Source organism: Roseovarius sp., from assembly GCF_048262375.1.
Classification (GTDB): Bacteria; Pseudomonadota; Alphaproteobacteria; order Rhodobacterales; family Rhodobacteraceae; genus Roseovarius.
Genome location: NZ_JBLXFE010000029.1, coordinates 1 through 26,606, shown reverse-complemented (window position 1 = coordinate 26,606; position 26,606 = coordinate 1). Strand labels below are relative to the sequence as shown.

The following is a 26,606-nucleotide window of genomic DNA, read 5'->3' as shown; positions in this document are numbered from 1 at the left end:
TCTATGCACAGCGCGACGTGCTCGATATGGTCGCGTGAAATGAAGCTATAGGTCTCCGGTAAACCCGGGGCGATTCATTCGGCACCCGTTGGCGCGCTTGCCTTGTCGCTATTAGCGGATGGTCAAGAAACGTTGTAAGCCTCAATATGCGGATTTGCCAACTCCAGTCTTACGTGGTTCAATCCGCACCCTGTCCTGGATGGAGGATCCGGGATATGCGATCACGTGCTCTCCCTCTGCGACGCCCTCGATGATCTCGGCCCAATCCCCCGACATGCGACCAACCTCCACAGTTCTTGAAATCGCCTGCCCGTTCTGCTCGACGAACAGCGCCCAATCGCCGGCGGCTCGAAAGAGCGCGCTTTGCGGCACCTGTAGCACGTCCTCCCCCTCCCATATGACGAGCGTGACATAGACGCGGTAGCGGTCGCTGAGGCCCGTGTGCTGTACGGACGGGGTCAGAATGTCGAGGACGAGTGGCACACGCTGCTCCTCGATACCAAGCGCGGAGATCCGTGTGAAGGCCGAAGGCTCGATCTGCCGGACCTCGGCGTCGAGAACCGTGTCGCCGCCCCAACGCTCGATGCGGGCCCGCGTGCCCTGGACCACGCCGATGGCATCGTTCGAAAGAAGATCGACACGGATTTCGAGGTCCGTCGGATCGCCGATGGTAAGGAGCGTCTCGCCTGCGGGCACAAGCCGCGCGCTTTCGTCCGCCAGTTCGAGGACGACGCCGGTGCGCGGTGCCAAGATCTCGATACAGCAGGCAGCGGGGCTTTTCCCGGTCGGTGTTTCGGGGCCTTCCAATTGAGCTTCCATCCGAGCGAGCGTGGCGCGACGCATCTCCAGATCGGACTGCGCCACGTCCCGCGCGGCGCGCGCTGAGAGCGCCGCCTGCTCGGCATCCTCCAACATGGACGGTGCAAGGGTGCCGCGTTCGGTCAATGCGCGACTCCGCTCAAGTTCGGCCTCGAAATGCTTGTGTTCCGTGTCGGCGCGGAAGAGGTTCGCCTCGGCCAGGCGTACCGCGGCCTCCGCCTCGGTTATCGCGGCCTCTGCCAGCCTGCGCGCGCGGGCATCAAGGAAGGGTGGTTCGGCGGGCTCGATCACCGCGACGACGGTCTCGTTGCCGATGACGGCGTCGCCGACTTGGACGGGCGAGCGCCGCGCCTCACCGGTGACGGGCGCGGTGATGCGCCAGGTCTCGCGGACGTGAGTGATCCCTTCGGCGGAAACAGAGACCTGCATCGGGGCGCGGCGCGCGGCGACCAGATCGACAAGCACGGGCGCGGGCAGGAGCGCCCAGACGAGCCCGCCCAAGACTGCAACGGCAACCACGGAAATCCAGATCGTACGGGCGGAAACAGACACGGTCATTCCTTCTGCTTGAGCGAACTGACGATATCGATGCGGTCGAGCCTCCGCCGCACGACGAGTGTCGAGGCAAGGGCGGTCAGGATCACAATCAATGCGGCAACGGCGTAGGTGCGGCGGGTCACGACCACCGGGATCGTGACAACCTCGGTCGAGAAGCCTTCTGCCATCAAGGTGCAGAAGCCGTATCCGACAAGCCAGCCCACCGGCACGGCGATGAGGGTCAGGAGCATTTGTTCGGCCACCAGCACATAGGCCACTTCGCTCCGGCGGAACCCCAGCACGCGAAGCGACGCAAGCTCATAGGCCCGCTCGGCCAGCTGGATGCGTGCCGCGTTGTAGACCACGCCGATGGTGATGAGCATCCCGAGCGAGGCGAAGATCACGGTCATTGTCACGAGGCTTTCGTCGAGCGTGTCCTCGAACTGGCGGCGGATGTCGCCCCAGAGCGTGAAACGCGTGATGGTCGGTGTCTCCTGTACCCTCGCTTGAAGCTTGGAGAGGCTGTTCTCGTCGATGGCCAGATGGATCATGTTGACCTGCGGAGCCTGTCCGATCAGCCGGAAGAACGCCGCGCGGTTCATGTAGGCATCCTGCCCGAGGCTCTGGCGGATCACGGCGGAGACCGGGATCTCCCAGCTTCCGCGCGGGGCACTCAGGAGGTCCACCCTGAGACGGTCGCCGGGTTGCGCATCGAGCGCTTCGGCGAGACCCGCTGCAAGGGCAAGGCCGCTTACGGGTAGCTGTATCACCTCACCATCGGCATCGAGCAACCGCGAGAGCCGGGCCTCTGGCGCGCGCGCCTGAAGGCTGACCAGCCGCGAGCGTGTGCCGTTCACCAGCCGGACCGGTGCGGCATAAAGACCCTCGGCGGTCATCGCGCCCGGCAAGGCGAGCGCATCTTGTTCCGCGCGCACGTTGACGGGACCGGAGAGCGTGATTGTCGCGTCTTGTCGGTTGGCATGGTCGAACAGGTCTTTGAGGATCAGGTCGATGGCGTCGAACGTAAAGAAGGATGCGACCAGCACCGCAACCGAACCGCTAACCCCGAAGAGCGTCACTGCGGCGCGGCCGGGCCAGCGCATGAGTGAGCGCAAGATCATCATGGTCGTCTGCCGCAGGCGCAGGACCTCACCCAGCCGGTCGAGCCAGCCGCGATGATAGACAGGTGGTGCTGCGGGCGACATGGCGACGGCCGGCGGGAGGTGTGTCGCGGCCCTCACGGCGCGCAGGCCGCCGAGGACTGCAGCAGCCATCCCAAGCACTCCCGAGATCGCGAGCGGTGCGGCGCCAGGCCGGTAGAGCAGGCTAGGGAACCGGAAGTAGCGCGTGTAGATCTCGGTCAGTTCGTGGCCCAGCCACCAGCCGAAAGCCCAGCCGAGCAGAACCCCGGCAATGCCGATCCCCACCGTCATCTTGGTGTAATGCGCCGAGATGGTGCGGCTGCGGTAGCCGAGCGCCTTGAGTAACCCGATCTGCCCCCGGTCGAGCGCGACAAGCCGTCCCAGGACCATGTTCACGAGCACCGAGGAGACCGCGAGAAAAATCGGCGGCAGCACCGCCGCCATGGTGCCGAGTTGCTTTAACTCGCCCTCGATGAAGACGTTGGAGGGCTGCCGGTCGCGTCCGTAGGCGCCGGTTCCGCCATAGGGCGCAAGGATGCGGTCCACCTCCGCGATCAACGCCCGCTCGTCCGCGCCGCGTGCGAGCGTCAGCGTAAGGTCGTTGAACGCGCCCGAAAGGTCCATGGCGGCGGCCGCCGCGCGTTCGCTGATCCAGAGAATGCCGAAATTCTCGTCGTCGGGTTCCATCGCGCCCGAGCCGACGGTGTAGATGTATTCCGGCGAGATCACGACGCCCACGATCACCAGAGGCCGCATCTGGCCGTTCAGAACGGCTCGGAAGCGGTCGCTGGGACGGAGACCGTTGGCTTCGGCGAACGCCTCAGAGACGGCAACCTCCTCGAGATGGTCGGGGCGGGGCATCCGCCCCTGCCGGACGAGAGGAAGGTTGAGGACCGGCTCACCGCTTGGCGGTACCGAGATGACGAGCGCAGAGGCGGGCTCGGGCTTGCCCTCGAGGTCGATCATGGCGGTGAAAACCACGCGCCCCTCACTGCGCGCTACGCCGTTGATCTGCGCGAGCTCGGTCAGAAGGCTCCGCGGTGCGCGGGTGAGGGTCGCAAAGACGTCGGCAAAGCGGTTGTGCTCATAGTATGCGGCTCGCGTGGCTTCGAGAGAGCGCTGTGTTCCGCTCGACAGGATCAGCACCATGATCCCGCAGCCAAGCACCATTGCGATGGCGAGGCACTGCCCCCAGATGCGACTCAGGTCCCTCAGGAGCTTCCGGTCGAGCATCCGCATCACCAGCTTACCTCCGAGGGGGCGACGCGGGTCTCGTTCTTTTCTTCGTGCGTGATCCGCCCGTCCGCCATGTATACCACGCGGTCGGCAATGCGCCGGATTTCGACATTGTGTGTGATGAGTGCGGTCGCTGTGCCAAGGTTGCGGTTCACCTCGATCAGCGCGTCGAGAACCGTGACGCCGGTCTTGCTGTCGAGTGCGCCTGTCGGCTCGTCGCAGAGCAGAATTTCGGGACGCTTTGCGATGGCGCGCGCGATCGAGACGCGCTGCTGCTCGCCTCCCGACAATTCGGAGGGAAAATGATCGAGCCGCGCCGAGAGACCCACCTGATCGAGCGCTTCCTCTGGCCGCATCGGGTTGTCGGCCACCTCGGTCACGAGCGCCACGTTCTCGCGTGCCGTCAGGCTCGGTACCAAGTTATAGAACTGGAAGACGAAGCCCACGTGGGCACGCCGGAACTCAGTCAGATCGTCGTCACCCAGATCGGTGATTTCCCGTTCCCTGAAAAAGATGCGGCCGGAGGTCGGGCGGTCGAGCCCTCCGAGGATGTTGAGCAGCGTGGACTTACCGGATCCGGATTCTCCGAGCAGTGCGACGACCTCATGCGGATAGAGTGCGAAATCAATGCCACGCAAAGCATGCACGGCAACCTCGCCCGAGCGGTAGATCTTGGTGACCGCCTTGGTTCTGAGGATTGCGCGGTTCTGTGGAAGACGGGACATGTTTCCATTGTAATTTCATGAGGATGTTTTCCTCATTGACTGACAACAATCTCAGCAGGGCTGAGACTTCGTACACCCCATTTGACAGAACCGAGTGCACTCGGGTCAACGATCTAGACCGATTTCGAGAAGCCATCTATTCCGGACCAGTAAAGCCTCCACCACCAACAACAAGCAAGCACCGATTTAGGCAAGATGCCAACAATCGGTCCGGTGATTGGGTGTTTGGACGTGTCGCGAACGAGAACCTGCGCTTTGACCGTACCCGAGAATTCCGTGTTCAGACGCGATCCGGGCTTTGTCAGCATTCCAAAGCGCCCAGCCAAAAAACGCACCCCGTCGAAACGGGGTGCGTCCGAGCATTATGGGCACGTCAGAATATGAAGTGGTCCGCAGATAACTGGTCTGCGTCAACATCCAGAAGCAGAATGCCCATTTCGGCCGGATGATCGCCGGCAAGCGAGCCGTTTGTGTCGATGTAGACCATAGAATTCTCTCCGACCTGTTCGGCCCAAACGTGGTAGGTTTCAGGTCCTGAGCTGAACCCGTCCAAGTGCAGCGCACTGACGTCGAAGACATCAATGTCAAGGTCGAAGTCCGTGATCGTTTCCCGACGTCCGTCGTCGCATTCTCCGTGGCCGGGCACGTCCTGTGGCGACGCGAAGACGAAGGTGTCGGGGCCGTTGCCGCCGGTCAACGTATCCATGCCATGCCCTCCTTCGAGGGTGTCGGGCCCATTGCCGCCGCGGAGCATGTCAGGCCCGCCTTCGCCAAACAGATGATCGGCACCATTGCCACCAGTGACCTTGTCTGGCCCACCACCGGCCTGGACGAGGTCACCGCCGTTCAGGCCGTAGATCTCCTGCGGGCCACCACCGGCCTCGATATTATCGGGCTGGTTCGTGCCCATGATGATCTCGGACTCGTGATCGTGTCCATCATCATCCCCCTCGTCATGCCCACCGTCATGATCCTCGCCGTCTTGCGGTATTACCGTGACCGCAGACAAGGTGGTGACAAAAGCATCGGGCAGGAACTCTGGCGGAACCTCGCTTTCATCGACCTCTACCGCCTGGACGTTGTGGATGAACTCGATCACAGCGCGGCTGTCATCGGCGGCTGCCGCGAAGTCGTTCAGGCCCGATCCGGTCGCCGCGACATAGTCGAATTCGTCATCAGCGGGGTCGGTAGTGCCCTGATCGTTCAGAAGAAGATATTGATCTTCCCATTGAATACCCCCGAACACTGCGTCGTAAACAGTCCCGTATTTGAAAGTGGGCGCTCCGTCCTCTATTTCGATCCAGCGAAGCCAGGTATCGCTATAGGTCGCGGCCCGGTCGTAATCGTACAATTCACCAGCCGGGTCGCTGAAATCGAAATAGGTGATGTTGAGTGTTTCACCCGACCCGGTCACCTTGTTGACCCCGAGTGTCGTGTTCTCGTAAAGCAGGGCGTCGAGGGTGATTTTACCCTCTTTGCTCCACGCGGCACCCATCAGTGCAGAGGGATCCCAATCCGGATCGGTCGCGTCGGGACCAAGAAGAGCTTGGAAAACCGGGTCCCAGTTATCCGTGACGTCCGGCCACCCGCCAGCCGAGCCATCGGGATTCGTCATGAGATACTGATAGAGCGCGAGATTTTCGAGCGGCGCATCGATTGTCGAGAAAGTGGTGCCACCGTCGTTGCTGAACATGATCCGGCCAGCCGGGTCGGTCTGGATGACATCCGCATTCAGAACCTTGTCGAGGGCTGCGGCGAGCGCCTTTTCCTGCACCTTGGCCGGTGCGCGGGCGACGTTGGCGCGCTCAAGTTCCACCTCTTGTACATATGGCAATAGCTCGACCGGAATCTCGTAATCGCCTTCTGCGTCGGCCTCAAAATAGATCGGAAACAAACCGTCGTCTCCACCCAGAACCATCGTCGGGTCGTAGCCGACGGGAATGATCTGGCCGTTGCCGTCCAGCACGGGCTCGCCGTTCCCGCCGCCATCAGTTGGGGTCAGGTCGCGGTAAAGCACAAGCTGATCGCCGAACAAATCACCCTTCTTGTTGCCTGCACCGTCGGGCTTGCCGCCCCCGCCACGTCCAGGGTTGAGTCCGGGGTTTCCACTTGTCCAGTCAGGTTTGCCATTTTGATGAGGCATCGCGATCTCCTTGTTTGCTGAGAATGATCCACTTTTTCATCCTAAACCCACGATGATCGGGGCGCATTGTCCGCCGTCAATCAACTACCTTGGAAGCAGGCAAAACCCTTGCGGTTTCATCCGGCCGAGATTGTGATGTCGAGGTCGATCAGGCTGTCGGTGATGCCTTGGCCAAGCTCGACGCCGAGGATATGAAAGAGGGGTACCGCGCTCTCGATATCTGGTCCTAAATACTGAGCGCCGCCGCACGGATCATCGACCGGCTGACCTGAGTCCGGTCATTCCCACCAGCGGTCGATGCTCGCGATATCCTCGTCCGACCAACCAAAGTGGTGGGCGTATTCATGCACCACCACATGCATGATGAGATCGGTCAGTTCAATATCGCCGCGGTCGCGCCATTCCGCAAGGATCGGTTCTCGGAAAATCCAGATCGCGTCAGGGCCAAGCGGTTGGTCGAATTGGGATTTTTCGGTCAGGGGGATGCCGTTGTAGAGGCCGGTAAGATCGAGTGGGTCGTCGATCTGCATCTCTTGGAGCAGGTGATCGGGCGGCCAATCCACGACAAGCAACGCCACATCCTGCGCCGCTGCGCGAAAGGCCGGGGGTAGCGTGGTGAGGACGGTGCGGGCCATATCCTCAAAGCTGGCAAGATCGGGGGCGGGCCGGTTCATGCCCGGCATATGGGGCGCGGGGGCGGGAATGTAAATCCGCCCCTACGCATAGGGTCAGAGCATCAGCTGATAGCTGGCGGGTACATATTGGAATCCGTCGCCGCGCGCCTCGACATAGCCCACGGCGGGGAAGGGCATGTGATAGCCGATAAAGGGGATCTTGTCGGCGGCCAGCATGCCCAGAACCTTGCGGCGGGTGGCGGCGGCCTGCGCCTTGTCCATGTCGAACTTCACCTCCCAATCGGGATGCCCGAGCGACCACACATAGTGATTGGCAAAATCGGCGGCGATCACCAGCGATTTGCCGCCGCTCTCGATCATATAGGCGGTATGGCCGGGGGTGTGCCCCGCTGCGGACATGGCGGTGATGCCCGAGGCCACGCTGGCCCCGTCAGCGATCATCTCGGTCTTTTCGGCCAAGGGGCGCATCTTGGCCTCGAAATTTTCATTGGCAGCTCCGGCCCAATGGTCAAATTCTGCGCTGGCCGTCACATAGCGGGCATTGGGGAACGTCACCGAACCACCTTTGCCCATCAGCCCGCCAATGTGGTCGCCGTGCATATGGGTGATGACCACGACATCGACCTGATCGGGGGTATAGCCCGCCGCAGCGAGTGCGCCGGTGATCGCATCGGGGTTGAGCCCGGTGTCAAACAGCACCAGTTCCGCGCCGGTATTGATCACCGTCGGGGTAAAGAAGAACTGCGCCTGATCGGTGGGGATGTTGTGGGCGGCGGAAACCTCGGCAAACTCTTCGGCGGTCGCATTGAGGCCAAAGATGCTATGCGGATCGGGGCGAGGCATGGTGGCGGCGAGGAGGGTCGTTACCTCGAAGTCGCCAAGCGCCACGCGGTTAAAGCGGGTGGTGGCCGCGCCCAGCATCGGGGCCGCCGCGCGCGCGGATGTTCCGGCGATACCGGCCAGCGGAAAAGCGGCAGCCGCGCCCAGAACAGCGCGGCGGGTGAGTGTAATGCGGGACATGAAAACCTCCTGTTTTTGTTCCTCACAGACAGTAGCGCAGTTTGATGTAGTGCGATTGGCGTTCACACAAAGTTGAGGGGGTAGCGCATCTGCGATCCTCTCTTCTAAACCCTCGCGCCAAGAGCTAGCGTGCCGATATGTTGACCCTCTTTCAAAATCGCGATTACGCCCGCCTGTTCTCTGCGCAGGTCGTGGCGCTGATTGGCACGGGCCTGTTGAGCGTTGCGCTTGGCCTTTTGGCCTATGATCTGGCGGGGGATCGCGCCGGGCTGGTTTTGGGGGCCGCCTACACGATCAAGATGGGCGCCTATGTGGGGTTGTCGCCCATAGCGCAGGCCGTGGTGCATCGCCTGCCGCGCAAGGCCGTGCTGATCGGCGCAGACCTGTTGCGTGCGGGCGTCGGACTGTGCCTGCCTTTTGTGACCGACCTTTGGCAGGTCTATGTGTTGATTTTCATCCTGCAGGCTGCCTCGGCCACTTTTACCCCGGCCTATCAGGCGGTCCTGCCCGATGTGCTGCCGGATGAGCGGGACTATACCCGCGCTCTGTCTTTGTCGCGGATGGCCTATGACCTGGAGAACCTTGTCAGCCCGGCGCTTGCGGGAATGTTGCTTGTGGTGATGAGCTATCACTGGCTTTTTCTGGGTACGGTCGCAGGGTTCGTGGGATCGGCGCTGCTGGTGGCCGTGACGGCGTTTCCAAGGGTGCAGGGCACCGTGGCTGATCGGTCTTTTCGCGAGCGTCTGTTTCGGGGGCTGCGCATTTATCTGGCCACGCCCCGGCTGCGTGGGTTGCTGGCGCTCAATTTCGTGGCGGCCTCGATCGGGGCGTTCGTGCTGGTGAATACTGTCGTTTTGGTACGGCATGGTTATGGCGGGCGCGAGAGCGATCTGGCGCTGGCCATGGCCGCCTTTGGGGCAGGGTCCATGGTCGCCGCGCTGATGTTGCCCCGGCTTCTGGGGCATGTGACGGACCGGTGGGTGATGGTGGCGGCGGCGCGGAGCCTGATTGCGGTGGCATGGGTCATGGGGGGCGCGCTTTGGCTTGGCGGGGTAGTGGGCTGGGGCGCGTTCCTGTTGATCTGGGGCATGATCGGGTTTTCGTACTCGGGGATTCTCACGCCGTCGGGGCGGCTCTTGCGGCGCTCGGCCCATGCCGAGGATCGCCCGGCTGTGTTTGCCGCGCAATTCGCGCTCAGCCATGCGTGCTGGCTGGTGAGTTACCCGTTGGCCGGCTGGTTGGGGCAGGCGCTTGGGATGGGGCCGGCGCTGATGTTGCTGGCCGGTTTGGCGGTGTTGGGGCTGCTCGCGGCAGTGTGGCTGTGGCCTGCCGGTTCGCCCGACGCGCCCCGGCATGAGCATCCCGACCTGCCGCCTGATCATCCGCATCTGCGCGCCCATGCCGGGCGCAGGCACGCGCATCCCGTGGTGATTGACGATGAACACCGTGTTTGGCCTACCCAAGGGTGATCCGCCGCAATCTGGACAATCGGGCACGGCTGTGACACATCGCGCGACAGAGTCAGGAGACGCCCATGATCACCACCCGTTTTGCCCCCTCGCCCACCGGTTACATCCATGTCGGCAATCTGCGCACAGCGCTGATGAACTTTCTCATTGCCCGGCGCGCGGGAGGCACGTTCATCCTGCGGATTGATGACACCGACGCCGAGCGTTCGAAAGAAGCTTATGTTGATGCGCTCAAGCAGGATCTGGAGTGGTTGGGTTTGCAATGGGACCGTGTGGAGCGGCAATCCGAGCGGCTGGACCGCTATGCCGAGGCGGCTGACCGGTTGCGTGGAATGGAGCGGTTCTATGAGGCGTTCGAAACGCCGACGGAGTTGGATCTCAAGCGCAAGAAGCAGCTCAACATGGGACGCCCGCCGGTCTATGATCGCGCCGCCCTCGCGCTGAGTGACGCGGATAAGGACAAGCTGCGCGCTGAGCGCGGTGACGGTGTGTGGCGGTTCAAGCTGATCCAAGAGCGGATCGAATGGCATGACGGCATTCTGGGCGATATTTCGATTGATGCAGCCTCGGTCAGTGATCCAGTGCTCATTCGCGGCGATGGTCAGGTTCTCTATACCTTGGCGTCGGTCGTGGATGATGTGGATATGGGGGTGACGCATATCGTGCGAGGCTCTGATCATGTCACCAATACTGCGACGCAGATTCAAATCATCGAGGCGCTTGGGGCCAAGCCGCCGCAATTCGCGCATCATTCGCTGTTGACCGGTCCACAAGGCGAGGCGCTGTCCAAACGTCTGGGTGCGCTCTCCTTGCGCGACTTGCGGGCGCAGGGGGTAGAGCCGATGGCGCTGCTTAGCCTGATGGCGCGTCTTGGCTCTGCCGATCCGGTGGAATTGCGCAGTGAGATGGCAGAGTTGATCGAAGGCTTTGATATCGAGCGATTTGGCGCGGCCCCGACCAAGTTCGATGAGAACGATCTGTTTCCGCTGACCGCGCGGCATCTGGCCGCGCGCCCGTATGAGGCGGTGGCGGCAAAGATTGCCGAGATTGGTGTGCCCGAGGCACTGGCTCCGCAATTCTGGGAGGTGACGCGCGAGAACATCACCACGCTCAAGGATCTGGAGGGGTGGTGGGCGCTATTCCGTGACGGTGCGGAGCCGGTGATCGATGAGGAAGACCGTGAATTCGTGGCGCAGGCGATGGCGCTGTTGCCCGAGGGGCCGTATGACGCTGGAACGTGGGGTAGCTGGACCAGCGCCGTCAAGGAGGCGACGGGTCGCAAGGGCAAGGGCCTGTTCATGCCACTGCGCAAGGCGTTGACGGGTCAGTTGCATGGGCCGGAGATGGCACAAGTCCTGCCGCTCTTGCAGGTGATCAAGGCGAAGAGCTGAGGAGAGCCGCGCGTAACCGGGTCTTGTCACGTTCCAGTGACAGCGCAAGGTCGGCATGCTCGCGCGCATGCTGCGCCATGTCACGTGCGGCCTGAGCCAGTTCGACGTCAGGCGCAGAGGCGAGGCGGGCCAAGACCTGTTGCAGGCGCAGGGCGACTTCGATCTGTCCTGCCCCGTCGCGGGCGATGCTGGCGAATGCCGTCTCGATCATGCTCTGGCGCGATGTCTCAGGCAGAAAGAGCCGGGGAAACCGTGGTTGTGTCTCGCCATCCGAGGCGTAGGCCCAGTCGAGCAAGAGTTTTTCCTGATGACAGAGCACGGCGATTGCGGTGCCCGGATCGTTGATACCCGGCGAGAGTGCGCGCGAGGCGGTTTCCGATAGCACCAGCAGGCCATACGCCGCATCCTGTTCAAAGCTGCGGGTTGCAGCAATAGTGAGGTTCGTGCAGATGGCGCTTTCTTCTTCAGCGCTCAGACCTATGGCGTGCCCGATGATCTGGCCGGTGATCAGATAGTCGCCGGGTCGTATATAAAGATACACGCGGGTCTGATCGGTGCCCAGTTTTTCACTGATCGCGTGCATGTCGATCAGTTGAAGATAGCCGGTCGCGGGGGCGTGGAGCGGGCGGGCGTCAACCGGCAAGACAGTGTCGGGCGTTAGGGCTCGCGCGCCCAACGACGGCAGGCTGCGTGCCCGGATCAGGCTGTTGCGGGTGGCCTGCTCGATCGAATGCAGCGTGGCCTCCATGCTGCCCAGATTGCTCAGATGGTGAATCCAGCGCAAGAGCGCCACCACCACCAGCACCACAACCGCCACGGTAAAGCCCAGAACCAGAACGCTGGCCCCGTCCGGATAAAACCCCGTTTGAAAGAGGATGATTGCACTCAGCGCATAGACGAAGGCACCGATGAAAGTGGCCAGAACCGTATGTGTGGTTGTATCCGCCAGCAGAATACTATGCACCCTTGGTGTGGTCTGGCCTGCAGCCGCGTTATGGGCTGTCACCATCACGTTGAGCGAGAAGGTGCTGACCGCGAGCATGCCTGACGCCAGAATGGTGAGGATTGGCATCACCGCTTTGGGGGTGAAGCGATCCTTCAGGCCACCGGGGATCTTGTCTTCGAGCAGGATTGCTGCCGCTGAAGCCAAAACCGCCAGCAGGGCAAAAAGTGCCACCCGCAGCCAGAGCTTGCGGCTGAGGCGTAGGACGTAGAGGGCCGGGGTCGAGAGGATGTGGATTTTCACATGCGGGCCTTTGTCAATCAGGGGGCGGCAATGGGGGAGATGCCAAGCCTGTCAAGATGCTGGTCGGTCTCGGCGTGCTCTTGCGCGCTGAGGGATTGGTGCCGAGGGTAGAGCGGCTTTGCACGGTCATTGAGAATGGGTGCCTCCCAGCCATGGGTGGTGTCAAAAAACCGTTGAACGCCCTCTGCACCAAATTCTTGCATGTAGCCTTTTACGACCACATCCAGATAGCTGAGCAGGATGGGATGGGTTTGTGTGGGGGCGGCGTGGTGGCCTTCGGGGATGGTGTAGACGGCGATTTCGGGCATATGGGGCAGGGTATGGCGCACCTGATGCGCGACGGGCGTGCGGACATAGGCCGCCTCACGCAGATCAAGTGCGGGCCAGTCAGAATCGGGCACGGGGGCGATCAGCCCGTCAATCACGGCTTCGGGATCGGGTACCACCGTTAGATAGGCCACCGGCCGCAGATTCGTGTGTCGCCAGACCCGTTGCCAACCGCCGAGTTGTGCTGGAACCGCCCCCGCAAACTTGTGGCTTTCGCGGTTAACAAGGCTGCCGTAGCCAAAGAAATATGAGTTTTTAATCACGGTTTTTGTTCCGGCTTTGATCTGAATCATGGTTCCGTCACCGTTTCGACGCAAGACTCAATCCATTCAACCAGAGGTCAGGACCAGTCATGCGGATCACCAAACGGACCAATATCGCCATCCGGCTGTTGATGTTTTGCGCCGCGAACAATGACCGCCTTGTCACCAAAGCCGAGATTGCGGAGCGCTGCAACACCTCAGAGAGCCATTTGGCGCAGATCATCAACCGGTTGTCGCAGCTGGGGTTTCTTTACACGCAACGGGGACGCACCGGCGGCGTTCGGCTTGGGCGTTCGATGGCGGAAATCACCGTTGGCGATGTATTCCGCCAGTTGGAGCAGAACACGCCCGTGGCTGAATGTTTTGCCGATGTGGACAACACTTGCCCCCTGACTGAGGCCTGCCGCTTGCGTGTGGCGCTGGTGGACGCGGTTGAGGCGTTCTATACCCATCTTGATGAGGTGACGCTGGATGCGCTTGTTTGCGACAATCAGGCGCTCTTCACGATTTTTTCAGCAGCGCCCTGTCTCAAACGGGCTTGAACTGGTGCGCGCTGTATACTAGCGTACACTCCAGATCGGATAGGGAGAACTGGCGCAAGCCAGTGCCGAAGGAGCAACCGCCCCGGAAACTCTCAGGCGCAAGGACCTGCCCGATCACGGAACTCTGGAGAGTCCCCGGAACTGCACCGGGGCGCCGACGGGATAGCGATCTCAGGCAAAAGGACAGAGGGGGCATCGTGGCGCGGCCAGTAACAGGTTTTGCGCATTGGCGGTGCCGGACTGATCAACTGATGATCCGGACCCAGAGGCAAAGGGAAGGATGCGGATGTCTGATCTGCACAAGACACCACTTAATGTGTTGCACCGCGAGTTGGGGGCCAAGATGGTGCCCTTCGCGGGCTATGAGATGCCGGTGCAATATCCGCTCGGCGTGATGAAAGAGCATTTGCATTGCCGCGCCAGAGCGGGACTGTTCGATGTCAGCCATATGGGACAGGTGATCCTGCGTGCGCCGGGGGGCTATGCCGCCGTGGCTGAGGCGGTTGAGGCGCTTGTGCCGGTGGATTTGCTGGGGCTGGGCGTGATGCGACAGCGCTATGGCATGTTCACCAATGACGCGGGCGGTATCCTTGATGATCTGATGCTGGCCAATCGCGGCGATCACATGTTTGTCGTGGTCAACGCCGCCTGCAAAGCCGCTGATGTCGCGCATTTGCGCGCCGGTTTGGCGGGGGTCGAGGTCGAGGAAATCTCCGATCGCGCCTTGCTCGCGTTGCAGGGGCCTGCTGCCGAGGCGGTGCTGGCGACGCTGGTGCCGGACGCGGCCGCGATGCGGTTCATGGATGTGGGCATGTTCGGATCGGAGTTTGGCGAATTGTGGGTGTCCCGCTCGGGCTACACCGGCGAAGACGGGTTCGAAATTTCCGTGACCGAGGCGCAGGCCGAACCGCTGGCGCGCGCCCTTCTGGCGCATGAGGATGTGGAACCGATTGGATTGGGCGCACGCGACAGTCTGCGGCTTGAGGCGGGGCTTTGCCTCTATGGCCATGACATTGACACCGGCACGACACCGGTTGAAGCCAGCCTGAGCTGGGCCATCCAGAAGGTCCGCCGGGCGGACGGCGCGCGCGCAGGTGGATTTCCCGGCGCGGACCGTATTCTGCGCGAATTGCAACAGGGTGCCCCCCGCGCCCGTGTCGGGCTTCGGCCCGAAGGACGCGCGCCGATGCGTGAGGGCACGCCGCTCTTTGCGGCCGCTGAGGGCGGTGAGGCCATCGGCCATGTCACCTCTGGCGCCTTCGGCCCGACGATCGAGGCGCCGATGTCGATGGGCTATGTCCCTCACGACTTTGCTGCCGAGGGGGCAGAGCTATTCGGTGAAGTGCGCGGCAAGCGCCTGCCCGTTCGGGTGGCCAAGCTGCCCTTTACCCCCGCAACTTTCAAACGCTGAGCAACAGGGAGCCGGAAAGCGATGAAATTCACTGAAGAACATGAATGGCTGCGCGTCGAGGATGACGTCGTGGTCGTGGGCATCACCGAGCATGCCAGCGAGCAACTTGGGGATGTGGTCTTTGTTGACCTGCCCGAGGTGGGCACCGAGGTCAGCAAGGATGACGAAGTGGTGGTGATCGAGAGCGTCAAGGCGGCCTCGGATATTCTGGCCCCGATTGACGGCGAGATTGTCGAGGTCAACGAGGCGCTGTTGGATGATCCGGGCAAGGTCAACGAGGACCCGATGGGCGATGCGTGGTTCTTTAAGATCAAGCCCTCTGATCCGAGCCAGATGGACGATTACATGGATGAGGCCGCCTATCAGGCCCATATCGCCTGACCCCGTCCGCCGGAGGCGCGGAACCTCTCGAAGCGTTTCGGACCTCCGGCGGAAGTATTTTTGCCAAGAAGAAGCGGCTGGCTGGCGCGATGCCGCCCCCGCGATCTGATGAGGACAAAACCATGTCGTTCAAAGCGACCGATTATCTGCCTTATGACTTTGCCAACCGCCGTCATATCGGCCCCTCGCCGGACGAAATGTCTGAGATGTTCAAGGCGTTGGGCGTCGAGTCTCTTGAGGCACTGATTGACGAGACCGTGCCGAAATCCATCCGGCAGGAAAAACCGCTCGAATTTGGCAAGCCAAAGTCAGAGCAGGAACTGCAGTTTCACATGTGGCAGACCGCGTCCAAGAACAAGGTTCTGACCTCGCTGATTGGCCAAGGCTATCATGGCACGGTGACGCCGCCCGCGATTCAGCGGAACATCTTTGAAAACCCGGCGTGGTATACGGCCTATACCCCCTATCAGCCCGAGATCAGTCAAGGACGGCTGGAGGCGCTCTTGAATTTTCAGACCATGGTCAGCGACCTGACAGGCCTAGAGATCGCCAATGCCTCGCTCTTGGATGAGGCGACGGCGGCGGCCGAGGCCATGACCATGGCGCAGCGTGTTGCCAAATCCAAATCCAAGGCATTCTTTGTCGATGAGAATTGCCATCCGCAGAACATTGCCGTGATCCAGACCCGCGCCGCGCCTCTGGGGATCGAGGTGATCGTGGGCAGCCCGGATGATCTGGAGGCGGACAAGGTCTTTGCCGCGATCTTCCAGTATCCCGGCACCTATGGCACGCTGCGCGATTTCACCCCCGAGATTGCAGCCCTGCATGACAGCGGCGCGCTAGGCATCGTGATCGCTGATCCACTGGCACTGACCCTGCTGAAAGAGCCGGGCGCCATGGGGGCGGATATCGCTGTGGGTTCAACGCAGCGGTTTGGTGTGCCGGTGGGTTATGGTGGGCCGCATGCGGCCTATATGGCGACCAAGGATGCCCATAAGCGCGCCATGCCGGGGCGGATTGTTGGCGTGTCGATCGACAGCCATGGCAACCGCGCCTACCGTTTGAGCCTGCAAACCCGCGAACAGCACATTCGCCGTGAAAAGGCCACCTCGAATGTCTGCACGGCGCAGGCGCTCTTGGCGGTGATGGCGTCGATGTATGCCGTGTTCCACGGCCCCAAGGGGCTGCGTGCGATAGCACAGCGCATCCACCGCAAGACGGTGCGTCTGGCCAAGGGGCTGGAGGCGGCAGGTTTTCACGTCGAGCCAGGCGATTTCTTTGACACGATCACGGTCGATGTCGGGCTCTTGCAGCGTGGCGTGCTGCAATCAGCGGTGCGCGAGGGGATCAACCTGCGCCAGGTGGGCGAGACGCAGATAGGTATCACGCTCGATGAGCGGAGCCGGACTGCAACGATCGAGGCGGTCTGGCGCGCCTTTGGCATCATCATGGAGGATAGCGATTTCACGCCTGAATACCGCATCCCTGATGCGTTGCAGCGCGAGAGCGAGTATCTGACTCATCCGATTTTCCACATGAATCGGGCGGAGACCGAGATGATGCGCTACATGCGGCGGCTGGCGGATCGTGATCTGGCGCTGGATCGGGCGATGATCCCGCTTGGCTCCTGCACGATGAAGCTGAATTCCGCAGCCGAGATGATGCCGGTCAGTTGGCGCGAGTTCTCGTTACTGCATCCGTTTGTGCCCGCCGATCAGGCGCTTGGCTATAAGGAGATGATCGACGACCTGAGCGCCAAACTCTGCGATATCACCGGCTATGCCGCGATCTCGATGCAGCCCAATTCGGGCGCGCAGGGGGAATATGCGGGCCTCCTGACCATCTCCGCCTATCACCGGGCGCAGGGTCAGGGGCATCGTCGCGTCTGCCTGATCCCGGTCAGCGCCCATGGCACCAACCCGGCCAGCGCGCAGATGGTGGGTTGGGACGTGGTGGTGGTCAAATCGGCAGAAAATGGCGATATCGACGTAGAGGATTTCCGCGCCAAGGCCGAGAAGCATTCCGAGAACCTTGCGGGTTGCATGATCACCTATCCGTCAACCCATGGCGTGTTCGAAGAAACCGTGCGCGAAGTTTGCCAGATCACGCATGATCACGGCGGTCAGGTCTATATCGACGGGGCCAATATGAATGCCATGGTGGGCTTGTCCCGCCCCGGTGATCTGGGTGGCGATGTCAGCCATCTCAACCTGCACAAGACGTTCTGCATCCCGCATGGCGGTGGTGGACCTGGCATGGGGCCGATTGGCGTCAAGGCGCATCTGGTGCCGCATCTGCCGGGTCATCCCGAAACAGGGGGTGAACAGGGCCCGGTCAGTGCCGCGCCCTTTGGCTCGCCCTCGCTCTTGCCGATTTCATGGGCCTATTGCCTGATGATGGGCGGCGCGGGTCTGACACAGGCGACGCGGGTGGCGATCCTGAATGCCAATTACATCGCCAAGCGGTTGGAGGGGGCCTATCCGGTGCTCTACAAGGGGCGGGGCGGCCGGGTGGCGCATGAGTGCATCCTTGATGTGCGGCCCTTTGCCGAGAGTGCAGGCGTGACCGTGGACGATATCGCCAAGCGGTTGATCGACTGTGGATTTCACGCGCCGACGATGAGCTGGCCGGTGGCGGGCACGTTGATGGTCGAGCCGACCGAATCCGAAACCAAGGCAGAGTTGGACCGTTTCATCGACGCCATGCTGGCGATCCGTGAAGAGATCCGTGACATTGAAGAGGGCCGGATCGACCCAGAGAACAACCCCCTCAAGAACGCGCCGCACACGATGGAAGATCTGGTGCGTGAATGGGATCGCCCCTACAGCCGCGAACAGGGCTGTTTCCCGCCGGGGGCGTTCCGTGTGGACAAATACTGGCCCCCCGTCAACCGCGTGGACAATGTTTACGGTGATCGGCATCTGGTCTGCACCTGTCCACCGCTTGAGGATTATTCCGAGGCTGCGGAGTAAATCGCAGCACGGGCTGGCGGAATGAGAAAAAGGCGGCCTTTGCGGGCCGCCTTCACCGTTGAAAAATTGCTGCTTTAAAAACAATCCGACCCAAAAACGAGGGGCGGAGATGCGATAGGAACGGTTGCGCCATCACTCACATTGACCGCTCTGATCACGTAATCTCACGCTATCGTGAATATTATGAGTCTGTCATACCCCAAATTGGGTATGATCGCGCATTAGTCTGCAATCAATGGTGTTAAGTGATCCAGAACCACACGCCAATGCCGGAAAAATGCCAGCTGTCCGGCATCTTCGAGAAGATGGAATTCGATCCAGTCATAGTCTCGGCGAAATTCGTCAACGGTAGCCAAGGGCACTTGCGGATCTTGGGTTCCGTTGATGAAGATCACAGGCAACTTTCCCCTGAGGGCCTCGACCTCCGCGCTCCAATCGTCGAGTTGGCCGGACACGAGCTGGCGCGAAAACGCCTCATGGGCGCTGTGGTTTTCGGAGAGCGCGACTTCGGAGCCGGTGGCGAGCGCCTCAAATGCCTCTGGATCCTCAATTGTCGCCACATCGGCCGCAGAGTTTCCGTAGACCGCATGCAGAAAAGTCCGCTTGCCGATCTTGCGCGCCAGCAGGAAGCCCGCCTTGACCATGAAGGGCAACAGATGCGGCGTGTATTTGGCACCCGCCATGATGAAGCGGTGCCATTTATGCATCCGCTCGAACTGTTCGCGGCGGGTGAGGGGCAACATGCCGGAACAGGCGACGATTCCGCTGAAAGCGAAGGGGTGGGCGCGGGCCAGTTTGACTGCGTAATAGGCATCGCCGCTGAAACACAGGATGGGACAGCGCGTCACCCGCTCGGCCTGAAGTACGCGCATGGTGTCCTCTAGCAGCGTCGCATCATAATCCACGCTTCGGTCGACCATGTCGGACAGGCCATATCCGGGCCGTAATGGCACGATCACCTTCAATCCGCGCAGGGCGGCACAGGCCTCGGCCGAGGCGGGCCAGCGCACCAACCCGAAATCGAGCGGTAAATAGAGCACGGGACGACCCCGTTGCGCCCCGAGTATGAGGTAATCCACCCGCCGCCCGTCTGGCGTGATAAGTGATTTGAAATCGCGTTCCGCCAGTGTTGCAAAGCCCCGGCTGACCACACGCGGACCGGGGGCGGTGCGCACGGTCATGGCGGTCATGTCGATCATCGACAGCGCCAACCGCACCAGTTCCAGCTGCGAATGAGTCTCGGTCTTGGCGAGCAGTGATTTGATTTGTGCGCGGATCGTGTCCACAGAGCGTCCACGCTCGACGGCTATGTCATTCACGCTCCGGCAATCGACGAGGTGGCACAGGATTTCGGCCTCGGTCTGGGTCAGGTCAAAGGCCTCGATCAGGATTTCACAGAACCCCGGAGGCATGCTTACGGCGTTCGAGGCGGCTAGAACCAAGATCGTACCATCAGAGGCAATACAGCGTTGCAGGCGAAAGACGATCAGATGATCAGCCTGTACCGCACGCACCCGCAGAACAGCGGTATCCTTTTCCCGGCTGTCGAACATGATATCAAGCGCGCTGGTGAGCGCCTCCATATCGGCCGCGTGTATCGGCAGGTCACCAATCTGCGCCGTTTCAGGCAGCACCATGGCTTGGCGTGCGGCGCCATTGGCGGCGCGAATATGATAGCTGCGATCCAGCAACAGGGCGGGCACCCTGTCAAACGGGGCCAGCATGGCATTCAGCCCATCATCCGTTTCTTCCGGGGCTAGGCGATCGAGGAATTCGGTGGCACGGCGGAAATGCTCAGCAATCTGCGGATCATTCAGCAAATGCGGCATGCGGATATCGACGCGTGCCCGCAGCGGGCTTATCGCGCTCTCCCAATGATCGAGCAGGGCCTCGTAACGTGCCGGGTCGAGCGCCACGTCATAGAGCCTGTCAATCGCCGCATCCCTGTCCGAGTCGGACAGAGTTACAACGTCGATTTGATCCGTCATGCGCCGGGTCGATGTCATAGCTGAAATCCGATGGGGTTCAAAAACGGGCCTGAGCCTTTATTCAGTCATGCAGACATGGCGGTTTAAAGGCAAATGAAAAGTCTCATTGTGGCTTTATCTGTCTAAAAGACACGCAAAGTGATCACGAAGCCGCGCCCATGTTGCCTCATTGGCGGCACTGAGCAATACGCCTTTGGATATCGCCGTTGAATAGTCACGCCCGTCGAGCATGCGCGCAACGCCGCCTGCCTGTTGGCAGACGAGCACGCCCGCTGCGTGATCCCAAGGGTTCAGAACATCCGACATCACGAAATCCACAGCCCCCTGAGCCAAGAGCCGATACTCGTGGCAGGAACAGCGCAAGGCAATGCAGCGCCCGAGAGCAGGTAACAGCGGGGCGAGTTGTTCTTGGTGTGCCTGTGACATCAGGTAGTAATGCATATAGCCCTGCAAATCCGCCAGATCGCCGCCGCGCGAGATGCGCACCGGACGCTCGGCCCCAAGGGCTGCGGCCAGACGGGCCGGTGTTGTCTCATCTGCGATGATCCAGTCGTCAGATACCGGGTCATAGAGCAGTCCGAGAACCGGACGGCCAAAACGGGTAACAGCGATGATCACGCCAAAGAGCGGCAGGCCATGCACGAAATTCCATGTTCCATCCACCGGGTCGATGATGATGGCCAGTTCTGCCTCTGACACGTCATCCCGGAGGGCAGGTTTGGCCGCCACCGCCTCTTCGCCCACGATCAGGGCATGTGGGAACATTCTCTGAAGCCCCCGCGCCAGCATCGCCTCGGCCTGATGATCTGCCTCTGTCACCAGATCATGCGGACCGGATTTGGTGCTGGCATCGTCGCGGGTTATGGTGCGAAAGCGCGGCATGATCTCGGACCGGGCGGCGCGGCGCACAAGATTGATCAGCATGGTCTGCTGTGCGGGCGTGAACGGCGCCGAGAGCGGGATGGGCAGAGAATCGGTCATGGCGTCTCCTGTCATGGTCCCGTTGGAGTGCCAGCCCTGCCGCGTGAAATCAACGCGGCATTGTCCAAAAAATTCGGGGTTTTCCCCGGTTCACGGACGTAATTGCTGCAAGATAGAGCCCCGCCAAAACCATCACTCGCGTGAGCGCAAGGTGCGCGCGGGGCGGGTGCGCAGCGGACCCAAGGCAAATCCCATACCGGCGAAGAGGGTGACAAGCATGCCCCCAAGAATGATGCCAAGCGCCGAAGGCCAGATCACAGTGAAGGGGGTTTCCATCACGAAATAGCTGACCGCCCAGCCGCCGCCAATGCCCGCGCCCAGTGCGACCAGCCCTGCGGCTGCCCCAAGGATTGCGGCGCGCAGAATCAGGCTCAGGAGGATGCGCGCGCGCGTCGCGCCAAGGGTCTTGAGGATGGCGGCCTCATAGGTGCGGGCCCGTTGATCCGCCGCCGCCGCGCCGATCAGCACAAGAAAACCGGTGAGCAGCGTCACGGACGCGCCCCAAGAGGTGGCCGAGGCAAGCCCACCCAAGAGATCGGTCACCTGAATAAGGGCATCGCGGACGTTGATCGCCGTGACATTTGGGTAGCGGTCGGTAACATCGCGCAGAATGGCTTCTTCGGCGGCTTGGCTGTCGGCGTAGACGGTGGCGATAAAGGTATGCGGTGCACCGGCGACCGCCGTGGGGTTCATCAAGAGGACAAAGCCCATACCAACACTGGAGAAATCCACCTCGCGCAGCGAGGTGATGGGGGCCGTAATGTCACGGCCCAGAATATTGACCGTGATCTCGTCTCCAATGCCGATACCCATCTCCATCGCCTCTTCGGCGGCAAAGCTGAGTTGCGGCGACCCGGTATAGCCCTCGCCCCACCATGTGCCCGCGGTGATTTTCGTCCGGGCGGGCAGGGCATCGGCGTAGCTGACGGCGCGGTCACCCTCAACGACCCAATGGCCCGGTGCGACCTCGGTCGCGGGGCGGCCATTGATGCGGCTGATGATGCCGCGCAGCATGGGCGCATTGTCTGTTCTGCTGACGGCGGGGTCAGTCTCGAGCCGTTCCAGAAACCACGGCATCTGGTCCTTTTGCAGATCGACAAAGAAGAAAGAGGGTGCGCGCTCGGGCAGGTCGGCGGCGATGGCCCGGCGCAGGTTGCCGTCAATCTGGCCGACGGCGGCAAGCACCGCAAGGCCCAGTCCGAGCGACAGCATGACCGGACCTGCGGTGGTGCCCGGTCCGCCAATCGCGCCCAAGGCCCAGCCAAGGGCGGGGCGCCCGCGTAGGCGCGGGCGCAGGGCGCGGGCCAGTCGTTGCACCAGTATGGCCGCCGCGGCGAGCACCGCAAGCGCGCCGCCGATGCCGCCTGCAGTCCAGAGGGTCAGGCGCAGATTGCCGGAGAAAATGATGGCCGTACCCACCAGAACCCCGATGAGCAGAAGTGTAGTTGCGACCCAAGGCCAGCCGGGCCAGCGTTGGCTCGCGCCTGCGGCCTCGCGGTAGAGGGCGGCGGCGCGCACATTGCGGGCGCGGGCGAGGGGCCAGAGGGTGAAAATAAGGACGCTCAGCACGCTGTAGAGCGCCGCCTCGGCCATCGGGGCTGAGTAGGGCACAAACACGGCAGGCACCGGCAGTCGGGATGCGAGGAATGGCCCGAGCAAGACTGGAAGGCCCACCCCAAGGATGAGGCCGCCTATGATCCCAATCAGGGACAGAACGCCTACCTGTATGAAATACGTTAGAAAAATCGTACGCTGATCCGCCCCGAGTGTGCGCAGCGTGGCGATGACCTGCACCTTGCCAGCGAGATAGGCGCGTAGGGCCGCTGAGATGCCGACGCCACCCACCGCAAGCCCGGAGAGACCCACCAGCACCAGAAACGCCCCCAGACGGGTTACAAATTCTGCAACGCGCGGGCTGGCGTTGCGGGCGTCGGACCAGCGAAAGCCAGAGCCATCGAGGTCTTGCATCGCGCGGGTTTCAAATGCCGCCAGATCGGCGTTCTGAGGTAAGAGGAGACGGTATTTCGTGGTAAATAGTGAGCCAGAGCTAAGTAAGCCTGATCCATTCAAGGCGCTGCGTGCCACGATGGTGCGCGGGCCGAGGCCAAAGCCTGCGCGGCTTTGATCCGGTTCCTTGATCAGTTCCGCCATCAGGCGAAACTCGCGCTCGCCCAAGCGAAACGTATCGCCCAGTTTGATCCCGAGGCGCGCCGCAAGCAGGGGCTGCATGACCGCGCCGGGCAGACCCTCCGCACCGGCAAGCGCTGTGCCGAGCGGGATGTCGGGCGCAAGGCCAACCGTACCAACCAGCGGATAGGCATTATCCACCGCCTTGAGTTGCGTCAGTTCGCGACGCCCGTCAGGGGCTGCTGCCATAGAGCGGAAATCAGCAATTTCCGATACTTTGTCGGCATTTAGGTTCATCCACTCGCGTTCGGGCGTGGTGGCGAAGCGGTAGGTGAGTTCCAGTTCTGCATTGCCGCCGAGCAGAGCCGCACCCTGTTCGGTGAGCCCCGCGCGGATGCTTTCGCGCAGCGTGCCGACGGCCGCGATGGCCGCAACGCCGAGGATTACACAGGCCAGAAAGATGCGAAATCCACGCAATCCGCCGCGCAATTCACGGCGGGCAAGGCGAACCGCGATGCGCAGACTCACGACGTGACCTCAATCCGGCCATCGCGCAGGCTGATCACCTTCTCACAGCGGGTGGCAAGATTTGGGTCATGGGTGACGAGCACCAATGTCGCCCCATGCCGGTCGCGCAGCCCAAAAAGCAGTTCGATGATCGAAGCACCTGTGGTGCTGTCGAGATTGCCGGTGGGTTCATCCGCGAGGATGATCGCCGGACGTGGGGCGGCGGCGCGGGCGAGGGCCACGCGCTGTTGTTCGCCGCCCGAGAGCTGCGAGGGGTAGTGACCTGCGCGTGCAGCCAGACCGACCGCTGCCAGTTCTTCCTGAGCGCGGTGATGGGCATCAGGCGCGCCTGCGAGTTCGAGCGGGGTGGCCACATTTTCCAGCGCTGTCATCGTCGGAATGAGGTGAAATGATTGAAAAACAACACCAAAATTCTCTCGCCGCAGGCGGGCCAACTGATCCTCATTCATCGCAGAGAGGTCATTGCCCAAGGCCATGACCCGGCCAGAGGTGGCGCGTTCGAGGCCGCCCATCAGCATGAGAAGCGAGGATTTTCCCGAGCCGGAGGGGCCGATCAGGCCCAAAGTCTCGCCCTTGTGGACATCCAGAGAAATCCCGTGGAGTATCCGCACAAGACCGGCGTTTCCCTCAAGCGACAATGTGACGTCGGTGAGGGACAGAATAGGAGAACTCATGCGTTTGCGCCTGATTTACAAAGGTTTTCTGACATATGGGGCCGCGCGGCTCTTGAACAAGGTGGTAGCGGCGTTTCTGTGGCTTGTCAGCCCCGTGATGGCTGCAGAGCCGGTCACGGTTCTGGCATTGGGGGACAGTCTGACCCAAGGTTATGGCCTGCCAGAGCAAGATGGCTTGATACCGAAGATGCAGATATGGTTGGAAAATCAAGGGGTTGATGCGGAGTTGATCAATGCTGGCGTGTCCGGTGATACCACAGCAGGCGGGGCTGCGCGGGTGGAATGGAGCCTGACACCGGAGGTGGATGCGATGATCGTGACCTTGGGCGGAAATGATCTGTTGCGGGGCATAGATCCGGCGGTAAGTCGCGAAAATATCGAGAGTATTCTGAAAGTGGCGCAGGCGCAGGGGGTCGAGGTTTTGCTGGTCGGCCTTACTGCTCCGGGCAATTACGGGGCCGGGTATAAATCCGCCTTTGATACAATTTATCCTGAATTGTCAGAAGCTTATGGAACACTCTTGGCACCGGATTTCTTTGCGGGACTGGGGGGCGGTGATCCTGCTGCGCTGCAAGAGTGGTTTCAGGCGGATGGGATTCATCCCAATGCCCGAGGGGTAGAACGGATTGTCGAAGGGTTGGGGCCGCAGGTGCGCGCGTTGATCGAGGCGGTGCAGGCAGACTAGGCGACCTGTACGATTGTGCGGTTTGAACGTACGTGCGCGCGGTTCATTCATAAGGTTCGCGCAGGTCAAAGCGCCGCGCCATGTCAGGAAGCGCGTCACAGAGCAGGTCGATGAAGCTGGCGGCGAGCGGGCTGGGGGTGCGCCCGTCACGCGCGAGCAGGCTGACGCGGCGGGTGCAGGCCGGGTCTGCGAGGGCTCTGGTCACGACGCCTTGGGGTAGGGCGCGGGTGGCGAGGCCCGGCAAGATGGTTTCCCCAGCGTCGGCCTGAATCATTGCGAGCAGCGAGGTCAGGTTGCGCACCGAGAGGCGGGAGCGGGCGGCGAGTGAGCGAAACTCGGGGGCGGCGAGCGCGCTCAGGGTCTCGTTCAGGATTAGGCGCTCACCCGTCAGTTGATGCCACGCCAAGGGGCGGGTTAGCGCCGCAAGCGGATGGTCCGCGTTACAGACAAAGACCAAAGGATCTGTGAAAAGCGGGATGGCGCGCAGCCCGTCGGGTTCTGTGGCCGGGCTGGCAAGGCCAAGGTCGGTGTCCCCGCGTAGCAGCATGTGGCGGACCGTGGCGCTGTCGGTGTCAAAGAGGTCAATTTCGGCCTCGGGGCGGGCGAGAACGAAGTCTTTGAGAATGGAGGGCAGGATCAGCGCCGCAACCGAAGGCACCGCCGCGATGCGCAGACGGCCCGTGTAGCCACGTGCATAGCCGGTGATCAGATCGAGGGCGCGGTCGTGGTCGCGCAGCAAGGGGCCGACGATGTCGAGCACGAAGGCACCAAGCTCTGTCAGCTTGCTTTTGCGATCGCTCTCAAACAAGGGGCCGCCCAATTCCGCCTCAAGCTGTTTGAGGGTCATCGAGACTGCAGATTGGGTGCGGCAGAGGATTTCGGCAGCATCGCGGATGTTGCCGTGGTCGGTGACAGTGACAAAGGCGCGCAAGGCTTCGGTCCGGATCATGTCTCACCTGTTGGCTGTTTCAGAAAAACTGAAGATATCTAAAAATATATTTGTTTGCCTTAATTTGGTCAATCGCAGATCGTTGGCGGGGCGCGGGCGCGGCCCCGAACCCCATGGAAGAGATCGAAAAGGACGAGCGGATGGTGACGCAACAGACAGGTAATTTTATCGCAGGCGCTTGGCGGGGATCGGACACAAGGATCGAGAATCGCAACCCGTCGGATGTGTCGGATCTGATCGGGGCCTATGCGCAGGCCGGGCGTGACGATCTGGAAGAGGCGATTGCCGCGGCGCGGGCGGCGCAGCCAATTTGGTGGGGGGCCGGAATACAAAAACGCCATGATGTGCTGGTGGCCATTGGGACCGAGGTGGGGGCGCGCAGTGCAGAGAGTGGCGCGGTGGGTGGGGGCGAAGG

At 61.8% G+C, this 26,606-nt stretch carries 22 protein-coding genes and 1 riboswitch; of the genes, 9 read left to right on the top strand and 13 right to left on the bottom strand.

Annotated elements, in window-relative coordinates; translation table 11 throughout:
- Positions 1-141: 141 nt before the first annotated feature.
- The 4 genes from ACN0SW_RS18525 to ACN0SW_RS18510 all read right to left on the bottom strand — a co-directional run bounded on the left by ACN0SW_RS18525 (position 142) and on the right by ACN0SW_RS18510 (position 6,602).
- Entirely contained in the window at positions 142-1,377 is a 1,236-nt protein-coding gene (locus ACN0SW_RS18525) for an efflux RND transporter periplasmic adaptor subunit (RefSeq protein WP_417729409.1), read from the bottom strand.
- Positions 1,374-3,737 carry an ABC transporter permease gene (locus ACN0SW_RS18520; RefSeq protein WP_417729408.1) on the bottom strand — a complete coding sequence of 788 codons (2,364 nt, stop codon included), beginning with the start codon at positions 3,735-3,737 and terminating at the stop codon, positions 1,374-1,376. The genes ACN0SW_RS18525 and ACN0SW_RS18520 overlap by 4 nt, the downstream gene beginning before the upstream one ends.
- Positions 3,737-4,459, bottom strand: a complete 723-nt coding sequence (locus ACN0SW_RS18515) for an ABC transporter ATP-binding protein (RefSeq protein WP_417729407.1) — start codon at positions 4,457-4,459, stop codon at positions 3,737-3,739. The genes ACN0SW_RS18520 and ACN0SW_RS18515 overlap by 1 nt, the downstream gene beginning before the upstream one ends.
- Before the next feature lie 373 nt (positions 4,460-4,832).
- On the bottom strand, positions 4,833-6,602 hold the full coding sequence (locus ACN0SW_RS18510; RefSeq protein ID WP_417729406.1) for a calcium-binding protein: 1,770 nt from the start codon (positions 6,600-6,602) through the stop codon (positions 4,833-4,835).
- Positions 6,603-6,691: 89 nt separating this feature from the next.
- On the opposite strand from ACN0SW_RS18510, the gene ACN0SW_RS18505 reads away from it, so the two are divergent.
- Positions 6,692-6,832, top strand: coding sequence for a hypothetical protein (locus tag ACN0SW_RS18505; RefSeq protein ID WP_417729405.1), 141 nt, complete (start codon positions 6,692-6,694; stop codon positions 6,830-6,832).
- Positions 6,833-6,880: 48 nt separating this feature from the next.
- Here ACN0SW_RS18505 and ACN0SW_RS18500 read toward each other — a convergent pair whose 3' ends face one another.
- Entirely contained in the window at positions 6,881-7,276 is a 396-nt protein-coding gene (locus ACN0SW_RS18500) for a metallopeptidase family protein (RefSeq protein WP_417729404.1), read from the bottom strand.
- A gap of 54 nt (positions 7,277-7,330) precedes the next feature.
- Positions 7,331-8,257 (bottom strand): MBL fold metallo-hydrolase, encoded by a 927-nt coding sequence (locus ACN0SW_RS18495; protein ID WP_417729403.1) that lies wholly within the window; start codon positions 8,255-8,257, stop codon positions 7,331-7,333.
- 137 nt (positions 8,258-8,394) lie between these two features.
- Here ACN0SW_RS18495 and ACN0SW_RS18490 point away from each other — a divergent pair, with 137 nt between their 5' ends.
- Together ACN0SW_RS18490 and gltX are read left to right on the top strand one after the other, a co-directional pair.
- Positions 8,395-9,726: an MFS transporter gene (locus ACN0SW_RS18490; RefSeq protein ID WP_417729402.1), complete on the top strand. Its 1,332-nt coding sequence runs from the start codon at positions 8,395-8,397 to the stop codon at positions 9,724-9,726.
- Positions 9,727-9,791: 65 nt separating this feature from the next.
- Positions 9,792-11,117 (top strand): glutamate--tRNA ligase, encoded by a 1,326-nt coding sequence (gene gltX, locus ACN0SW_RS18485; RefSeq protein ID WP_417729401.1) that lies wholly within the window; start codon positions 9,792-9,794, stop codon positions 11,115-11,117.
- Here gltX and ACN0SW_RS18480 read toward each other — a convergent pair.
- Together ACN0SW_RS18480 and ACN0SW_RS18475 are read right to left on the bottom strand one after the other, a co-directional pair.
- Positions 11,101-12,363, bottom strand: a complete 1,263-nt coding sequence (locus ACN0SW_RS18480) for a DUF2254 domain-containing protein (RefSeq protein WP_417729400.1) — start codon at positions 12,361-12,363, stop codon at positions 11,101-11,103. The genes gltX and ACN0SW_RS18480 overlap by 17 nt on opposite strands.
- Positions 12,364-12,380: 17 nt before the next feature.
- Positions 12,381-12,983, bottom strand: a complete 603-nt coding sequence (locus ACN0SW_RS18475; RefSeq protein ID WP_417729399.1) for a gamma-glutamylcyclotransferase family protein — start codon at positions 12,981-12,983, stop codon at positions 12,381-12,383.
- A gap of 59 nt (positions 12,984-13,042) precedes the next feature.
- Here ACN0SW_RS18475 and ACN0SW_RS18470 point away from each other — a divergent pair, with 59 nt between their 5' ends.
- The 4 genes from ACN0SW_RS18470 to gcvP all read left to right on the top strand — a co-directional run bounded on the left by ACN0SW_RS18470 (position 13,043) and on the right by gcvP (position 18,259).
- Positions 13,043-13,495, top strand: a complete 453-nt coding sequence (locus ACN0SW_RS18470; protein WP_417729398.1) for an RrF2 family transcriptional regulator — start codon at positions 13,043-13,045, stop codon at positions 13,493-13,495.
- Positions 13,496-13,526: 31 nt separating this feature from the next.
- Positions 13,527-13,613: riboswitch (glycine riboswitch) on the top strand.
- 168 nt (positions 13,614-13,781) lie between these two features.
- Positions 13,782-14,906, top strand: a complete 1,125-nt coding sequence (gcvT, locus tag ACN0SW_RS18465) for a glycine cleavage system aminomethyltransferase GcvT (RefSeq protein WP_417729397.1) — start codon at positions 13,782-13,784, stop codon at positions 14,904-14,906.
- A 21-nt stretch (positions 14,907-14,927) separates the two neighbouring features.
- Positions 14,928-15,287 carry a glycine cleavage system protein GcvH gene (gene gcvH / locus ACN0SW_RS18460; RefSeq protein ID WP_417729396.1) on the top strand — a complete coding sequence of 120 codons (360 nt, stop codon included), beginning with the start codon at positions 14,928-14,930 and terminating at the stop codon, positions 15,285-15,287.
- 122 nt (positions 15,288-15,409) lie between these two features.
- Positions 15,410-18,259, top strand: a complete 2,850-nt coding sequence (gcvP, locus tag ACN0SW_RS18455) for an aminomethyl-transferring glycine dehydrogenase (RefSeq protein WP_417729395.1) — start codon at positions 15,410-15,412, stop codon at positions 18,257-18,259.
- A gap of 221 nt (positions 18,260-18,480) precedes the next feature.
- Here the strand turns inward: gcvP and ACN0SW_RS18450 are convergent, their stop codons facing one another.
- From ACN0SW_RS18450 to ACN0SW_RS18435, 4 genes are all read right to left on the bottom strand, one after another.
- Positions 18,481-20,265: a helix-turn-helix transcriptional regulator gene (locus ACN0SW_RS18450; protein ID WP_417729394.1), complete on the bottom strand. Its 1,785-nt coding sequence runs from the start codon at positions 20,263-20,265 to the stop codon at positions 18,481-18,483.
- A gap of 96 nt (positions 20,266-20,361) precedes the next feature.
- A complete protein-coding gene (locus tag ACN0SW_RS18445) occupies positions 20,362-21,228 on the bottom strand; it encodes an inositol monophosphatase family protein (protein WP_417729393.1) in 867 nt (288 codons plus the stop codon).
- A 132-nt stretch (positions 21,229-21,360) separates the two neighbouring features.
- Complete coding sequence (locus tag ACN0SW_RS18440) at positions 21,361-23,883, bottom strand: ABC transporter permease (protein WP_417729392.1); 2,523 nt, start codon at positions 23,881-23,883, stop codon at positions 21,361-21,363.
- Positions 23,880-24,557, bottom strand: coding sequence for an ABC transporter ATP-binding protein (locus ACN0SW_RS18435; RefSeq protein ID WP_417729391.1), 678 nt, complete (start codon positions 24,555-24,557; stop codon positions 23,880-23,882). Before ACN0SW_RS18435 ends, ACN0SW_RS18440 begins: the two co-directional genes overlap by 4 nt.
- On the opposite strand from ACN0SW_RS18435, the gene ACN0SW_RS18430 reads away from it, so the two are divergent.
- Entirely contained in the window at positions 24,556-25,242 is a 687-nt protein-coding gene (locus ACN0SW_RS18430; protein WP_417729390.1) for an arylesterase, read from the top strand. The two genes, ACN0SW_RS18435 and ACN0SW_RS18430, sit on opposite strands and share 2 nt — an antisense overlap.
- A 43-nt stretch (positions 25,243-25,285) precedes the next feature.
- Here ACN0SW_RS18430 and ACN0SW_RS18425 read toward each other — a convergent pair whose 3' ends face one another.
- A complete protein-coding gene (locus tag ACN0SW_RS18425) occupies positions 25,286-26,191 on the bottom strand; it encodes a LysR family transcriptional regulator (protein ID WP_417729389.1) in 906 nt (301 codons plus the stop codon).
- A gap of 113 nt (positions 26,192-26,304) precedes the next feature.
- Between ACN0SW_RS18425 and ACN0SW_RS18420 the strand changes: the two genes are divergently transcribed.
- On the top strand, positions 26,305-26,606 hold a 302-nt coding region (locus ACN0SW_RS18420), incomplete at its 3' end, for an aldehyde dehydrogenase family protein (protein WP_417729388.1).

What these genes read in the sequence shown, in the direction of transcription:
- ACN0SW_RS18525 (WP_417729409.1), bottom strand. Translation starts at nt 1,377, where the DNA reads ATGACCGTGTCTGTTTCCGCCCGTACGATCTGGATTTCCGTGGTTGCC.
- ACN0SW_RS18520 (WP_417729408.1), bottom strand. Translation starts at nt 3,737, where the DNA reads ATGCGGATGCTCGACCGGAAGCTCCTGAGGGACCTGAGTCGCATCTGG.
- ACN0SW_RS18515 (WP_417729407.1), bottom strand. Translation starts at nt 4,459, where the DNA reads ATGTCCCGTCTTCCACAGAACCGCGCAATCCTCAGAACCAAGGCGGTC.
- ACN0SW_RS18510 (WP_417729406.1), bottom strand. Translation starts at nt 6,602, where the DNA reads ATGCCTCATCAAAATGGCAAACCTGACTGGACAAGTGGAAACCCCGGA.
- ACN0SW_RS18500 (WP_417729404.1), bottom strand. Translation starts at nt 7,276, where the DNA reads ATGAACCGGCCCGCCCCCGATCTTGCCAGCTTTGAGGATATGGCCCGC.
- ACN0SW_RS18495 (WP_417729403.1), bottom strand. Translation starts at nt 8,257, where the DNA reads ATGTCCCGCATTACACTCACCCGCCGCGCTGTTCTGGGCGCGGCTGCC.
- ACN0SW_RS18490 (WP_417729402.1), top strand. Translation starts at nt 8,395, where the DNA reads ATGTTGACCCTCTTTCAAAATCGCGATTACGCCCGCCTGTTCTCTGCG.
- gltX (WP_417729401.1), top strand. Translation starts at nt 9,792, where the DNA reads ATGATCACCACCCGTTTTGCCCCCTCGCCCACCGGTTACATCCATGTC.
- ACN0SW_RS18475 (WP_417729399.1), bottom strand. Translation starts at nt 12,983, where the DNA reads ATGATTCAGATCAAAGCCGGAACAAAAACCGTGATTAAAAACTCATAT.
- ACN0SW_RS18470 (WP_417729398.1), top strand. Translation starts at nt 13,043, where the DNA reads ATGCGGATCACCAAACGGACCAATATCGCCATCCGGCTGTTGATGTTT.
- gcvT (WP_417729397.1), top strand. Translation starts at nt 13,782, where the DNA reads ATGTCTGATCTGCACAAGACACCACTTAATGTGTTGCACCGCGAGTTG.
- gcvH (WP_417729396.1), top strand. Translation starts at nt 14,928, where the DNA reads ATGAAATTCACTGAAGAACATGAATGGCTGCGCGTCGAGGATGACGTC.
- gcvP (WP_417729395.1), top strand. Translation starts at nt 15,410, where the DNA reads ATGTCGTTCAAAGCGACCGATTATCTGCCTTATGACTTTGCCAACCGC.
- ACN0SW_RS18450 (WP_417729394.1), bottom strand. Translation starts at nt 20,265, where the DNA reads ATGACATCGACCCGGCGCATGACGGATCAAATCGACGTTGTAACTCTG.
- ACN0SW_RS18445 (WP_417729393.1), bottom strand. Translation starts at nt 21,228, where the DNA reads ATGACCGATTCTCTGCCCATCCCGCTCTCGGCGCCGTTCACGCCCGCA.
- ACN0SW_RS18430 (WP_417729390.1), top strand. Translation starts at nt 24,556, where the DNA reads ATGCGTTTGCGCCTGATTTACAAAGGTTTTCTGACATATGGGGCCGCG.
- ACN0SW_RS18435 (WP_417729391.1), bottom strand. Translation starts at nt 24,557, where the DNA reads ATGAGTTCTCCTATTCTGTCCCTCACCGACGTCACATTGTCGCTTGAG.
- ACN0SW_RS18425 (WP_417729389.1), bottom strand. Translation starts at nt 26,191, where the DNA reads ATGATCCGGACCGAAGCCTTGCGCGCCTTTGTCACTGTCACCGACCAC.